At 60.1% G+C, this 5,086-nt stretch carries 4 protein-coding genes; 3 read left to right on the top strand and 1 reads right to left on the bottom strand.

Annotated features, from left to right (window positions below; all coding sequences use genetic code 11):
• The 3 genes from NW815_RS03245 to NW815_RS03255 all read left to right on the top strand — a co-directional run.
• A partial coding sequence (locus NW815_RS03245; RefSeq protein ID WP_414415700.1) for a MarR family winged helix-turn-helix transcriptional regulator occupies positions 1-533 on the top strand: 533 nt, incomplete at its 5' end.
• Between the two features lie 38 nt (positions 534-571).
• Positions 572-1,894: a dihydroorotase gene (locus NW815_RS03250; RefSeq protein ID WP_414390172.1), complete on the top strand. Its 1,323-nt coding sequence runs from the start codon at positions 572-574 to the stop codon at positions 1,892-1,894.
• Between the two features lie 268 nt (positions 1,895-2,162).
• Entirely contained in the window at positions 2,163-2,564 is a 402-nt protein-coding gene (locus NW815_RS03255; RefSeq protein WP_414331634.1) for a SaoD/DsrE family protein, read from the top strand.
• A 15-nt stretch (positions 2,565-2,579) separates the two neighbouring features.
• Here NW815_RS03255 and clpB read toward each other — a convergent pair.
• The coding region (gene clpB / locus NW815_RS03260; RefSeq protein ID WP_414415701.1) for an ATP-dependent chaperone ClpB at positions 2,580-5,086 on the bottom strand (2,507 nt) is incomplete at its 5' end.

The raw sequence follows: 5,086 nt of genomic DNA on the forward strand, positions 1-5,086 counted from the left end.
CGCCGATGGGAAACAGTCAAACCGGGGAGATGGTTCAATCGGAAAAGCAGGCTTTCCTGGAACGGTGGCATGACATTCTCGCCCCCAACTCCCTGGGCTACCGCATTCGGCTGTTGTCTCAATTGGTGCGGCGGAAGTTCCAGTCCTATTTAGAGCCTTTTGGCCTGACCATCTCCCATTGGGTGGTGCTCTGCTGCCTCTGGGAAGAAGACGGGATCCCTACTTCCACTATTTGTGAGCGCTTGCAGCAGTTGGGGGGCACCATGACCGGGGTGTTGGATGGCATGGAAAAACGGGAGCTGATCCGGCGGCAGCGAGATCCTGAGGATCGGCGGATTTGGCGGGTCTACCTCACACCTGCAGGGGAGGAGCTGAAAGACGTTTTACCCCCTCTGATTTGGCAGTTGCGGGAGCAAACCTACGGCTGTCTCAGCCCAGAAGAACAGGCAACCCTCTCGCGGTTGGTGGATCGGCTGATCGCCCATCTGTCAGTGGATCCAGATGCGGTTGTGCTGGCGGAGCCAAGTCAATAGTCTTTATCTTGAGAGCGCCTTTGGGGGAGGGCGGAGCTTTGTCTGGAGATTTGCTGATCCGAAATGCTGAGCTGCTGGTGCCGGAAGGGGATCCCTGGCGGGGGGATGTGCTGGTGCGGGAGGGGCGCATTGCCCAAATCGGCCAAAACCTCTCGCCAGAAGGGGTGGCCAAGGTCATCGACGCCGAGGGCCATACCTTGATGCCGGGGGTGATCGATCCGCAAGTTCACTTCCGCGAGCCGGGCCGCGAGCACAAAGAAGACCTGCAGACGGGATCCTGGGCCTGTGCCCGGGGCGGGGTGACCAGCTTTTTGGAGATGCCCAACACCGACCCGCTGACGATTGACCAAGCGACGCTGGATGACAAGTTGGCCCGTGCAGGCAGCAAGTGTGTGGTCAATTACGGCTTTTTCATCGGGGCCACTGCCGATAACTTAGAAGAGTTGCAAACGGTGCAGGGAGCCTGTGGCATCAAAATCTTCATGGGATCCATGCATGGGCCCCTGTTGGTGGATGATCAGGCGGCGCTGGAGCGGATTTTCGGGGAAACGGATCCCAACTTTTTAATTGCCGTCCATGCCGAAGATTTGTCTCGCATCACAGCTCGTAAGGCCCTGTTTGCCGGACGCACAGATGTAGCCGTTCACTCGCAAATTCAGGACGAGGAATCGGCCCTGATCGCCTCACGGCGGGCTTTGGACTTGGCCACCCGCTACCGCCATCGCCTACACATTTTGCACCTTTCCACCGGTCTAGAGGTGGAGCTGCTGCGCCAGCACAAGCCAGCTTGGGTGACGGCAGAGGTGACCCCCCAACACCTACTGCTCAGCACCGCCGATTACGCCCGGCTGGGATCCCTGGCCCAGATGAACCCCCCCCTGCGGGATCCCGCTAACCTGGCCCAACTGTGGCAGGGGCTGCACGACGGGATCCTGGATTGCATTGCCACCGACCATGCCCCTCATACTTTGGAAGAAAAGGCTCAGCCCTATCCCCACTCCCCCTCGGGTATGCCGGGAGTAGAGACGGCCTTGCCCCTGATGTTGACGGCAGCCCAGCAGGGCCGCTGCACGCTGGCGCAGGTGGTGCAGTGGATGTGTGAGGCGCCGGCCCGCCTCTACCGGATCCCCAACAAAGGGCGGCTGCAGGTGGGCTACGACGCCGACCTGGTGCTGGTGGATCGCCACACACCCAAACCGGTGCGGCGGGAAGAGCTGCTGACCAAATGCGGCTGGAGTCCCTTCGAGGGCTGGGAATTGGTGGGCTGGCCCCTAGTCACGATCGTGGGCGGACAGATTGCCTTTCAAAACGGCCAGGTGGATCCCTCGGTGCGGGGAAAAGCTCTTCAGTTTCAGCGCTAGCCAGGGATCCCTGCTATCCCGCAAGGGCTTCCGATAGCAGCAGGACAGAAGTGGCGCAGTAGCCTATCCTAGCTTCCCTCTCCCTTTGTGGGAGAGAAGCCAGGCCTGAGGGCGGGATGGCGCAAAAGCATCAGGAACGGTCTCAGGCTGGTTCGCCGATCACCACACACCTCGGCCTGCTGGGTCCGGCAACTCTGGCCCAGAAACTCGTGTTACTCTGAAAATGATAATTACTGATAATCAAAATTGGAAACGGCAAGGGGGCCTCATGAAAGTTGCCTACGTGTTCACTCACCCTCGCTGCGGCACCTATAAGTTGGGCCAGATGATCCTGCCCCAGCTAGAAGCAGGGGTGCATGGAGCGCAGGTGGTGGGCATGTTCTTTTTCGACGACAACTGCTTTGTTTTGCGGCAGGGGGATCCCATTGGCGAGCGCTTGGCCAAAGTTGCCCAAGAGCAAAACATCCTGCTGATGATGTGTGACATGTGCGCTCTGGAGCGCAACCTAGCCGAAGGGGAACCCCGCTGGTGCGACGCTCAAGGACGCGGGCGCAGAGAGCCAGCTCGGTGCGTTCCCAAAAACGTCGTCAAAGGAGTGCAGGTGGGCTGTTTCCCTGACCTCTACGAGGCCTTGAAGGACAACCCACCTGACCAAGTGATTACGCTTTGACGGAAGGACCCCGACTTAGCTGACGGCCACAGCCGCCGGCGGCTCTTGGCTGGGCTGAGAGCCGATCTTGCGGAAGATCAACCGCTCGTTGGCTACATCCACCAAAATGCGGTCGCCGGGTAGGAACTCGTTTTCCAGCAGCTTGGTGGCAATGGGATTTTCGATCTCCCGCTGGATCACCCGCTTCAGGGGACGGGCCCCGAACACGGGGTCGTAGCCCACCTCTGCCAGGTAGTCCTTGGCTTCTTCGGTGAGCAGGATCTCGATTTGCTGATCTGCCAGCAGCTTTTCCACCCGCTGCATTTGCAGGCCGACAATCTGGCGAATTTGCTCTTTGGTGAGGGCGTGGAAGATGATCAGCTCGTCCACCCGGTTGAGGAACTCCGGTCGGAAGTGGTGCCGCAGCATGGCCAGCACCTGAGTTTTCATCTCCTCGTAGCGGCTTTCATCGGCCCCAATTTCCAGGATGAGATCGCTGCCGATGTTGCTGGTCATGATGATGATGGTGTTTTTGAAGTCCACTGTCCGCCCTTGGGAGTCGGTGATGCGGCCATCGTCCAGCACCTGCAGCAGGATGTTGAAGACATCCGGGTGGGCTTTTTCCACCTCGTCAAACAGCACCACCGAGTAGGGGCGTCGCCGCACCGCCTCGGAGAGCTGCCCGCCTTCTTCGTAGCCCACGTAGCCTGGAGGAGCTCCGATTAGACGAGAGACCGAGTGCTTCTCCATGTACTCGGACATGTCGATGCGCACCATCGCCTCGGAAGTGTCGAAGAGGAACTCCGCCAAGGCACGGGCCAGCTCGGTTTTCCCCACGCCAGTGGGCCCCATGAACAGGAAAGAGCCGATGGGGCGATTGGGATCCTTCATGCCGGCCCGGGCGCGCCGAATGGCTGCCGCTACGGCGGCTACCGCCTCGTCTTGGCCCACCACCCGCTGGTGCAAATGGGCTTCCAGGCGCAGCAGCTTCTGCTTTTCCGACTCCATCAGGCTGGTGACTGGGATCCCCGTCCAGCGGGAGACGATCTCGGCAATATCTTCGGGAGTCACTTGCTCCCGCAGCAGCGGCTCGCCGTTGGCCTGCAGCTTGGCCAGGTGAGCCTCCTGCTCTTGGATTTGCCGCTCCAATTCCATCAGCTTGCCGTACTTGAGCTCGGCAGCGCGGTTGAGGTCATATTTTTGTTCAGCCTGTTCGATTTGAAGCTTGACGGCGTCCCGCTCGGCTTTAAGGCTTTGCAGGCGTTCGATAGCCTCTTTTTCAAATTGCCAGCGAGCATTCAACTCCCGTTGTCGCTCCGTCAGGTTGGCCAGCTCCTGCTCGATTTTGCTGAGGCGATCTCTAGAGGCAGCATCATCTTCTTTTTTCAGGGAGAGCTCCTCCATCTGCAGTTGCATGATGCGCCGGTCGATCTCGTCCAGCTCGACGGGCTTGGAGGTGATCTCCATCTTCAGCTTGGCCGCCGCCTCGTCCACCAGGTCGATGGCTTTGTCGGGCAGGAAGCGCTCGGAGATGTAGCGGTTGGAGAGCACCGCTGCCGCCACCAAGGCGGAGTCGCTGATTTTGACCCCATGGTGCAGCTCGTAGCGCTCTTTGAGGCCGCGCAGGATGGAGATGGTATCTTCCACCGAAGGCTGATCCACGTACACCGGCTGAAAGCGGCGTTCTAGGGCCGCATCTTTTTCGATGTGCTTGCGGTATTCATCCAGGGTGGTGGCGCCGATACAGCGCAACTCGCCCCGCGCCAGCATGGGTTTGAGCAAGTTGCCGGCATCCATGGCCCCTTCGCCGGCCCCGGCGCCGACAACGGTGTGCAACTCGTCGATGAAGAGGATGATCTGGCCTTCGGATTCAGTGACCTCTTTGAGCACAGCTTTGAGGCGGTCTTCAAATTCCCCGCGGTACTTGGCCCCGGCAATGAGAGCGCCCATGTCCAGAGCAATGACTCGCCGGTTTTTCAGAGACTCCGGCACATCTCCCCGGTTGATGCGCTGGGCTAGGCCCTCCACAATGGCTGTTTTCCCCACGCCGGGTTCGCCGATGAGGACGGGGTTGTTTTTGGTGCGGCGGGAGAGCACCTGAATGACGCGGCGGATCTCGTCATCTCGCCCGATCACCGGGTCCAGCTTCCCTTCGCGGGCCGCCTGGGTGAGATCGCGGCCATAGCGCTCCAGGGCTTCGTAGCGGGATTCGGGGTTTTTGTCGGTGACCCGCTGTTTGCCTCGCACCTCTTTGATGACCGGTTTGAGGCGCTCTACCGTCAGGCCCAGGGGTGCCAAGACCCGCTTGCCCACCCGCTCATCTTGCAGGGATCCCAAAAACAAGTGCTCCACCGAGATGAAATCATCGCCGTACTCTTTGCGAAACTCCTCGGCCCGATCCAGGGTGGTTTCCAGGCCGCGACCCAAGTAGAGCTGATCCACCCGCGCCAACTTGGGCTGCTGGTTGATGAAGCTTTCCACTTTATCCCGCACCAGCCTCGGATCGATACCTGCCCGTTGCAGGAGGGTTTGGGTGAGCCCCC

This window comes from Synechococcus sp. R6-7 (assembly GCF_047461695.1).
In the GTDB taxonomy this organism is placed as follows: domain Bacteria; phylum Cyanobacteriota; class Cyanobacteriia; order Thermostichales; family Thermostichaceae; genus Thermostichus.

Bases quoted from the DNA above. Each gene is read 5' to 3' on its own strand.
- NW815_RS03255 (WP_414331634.1), top strand. From the start codon at position 2,163: ATGAAAGTTGCCTACGTGTTCACTCACCCTCGCTGCGGCACCTATAAG.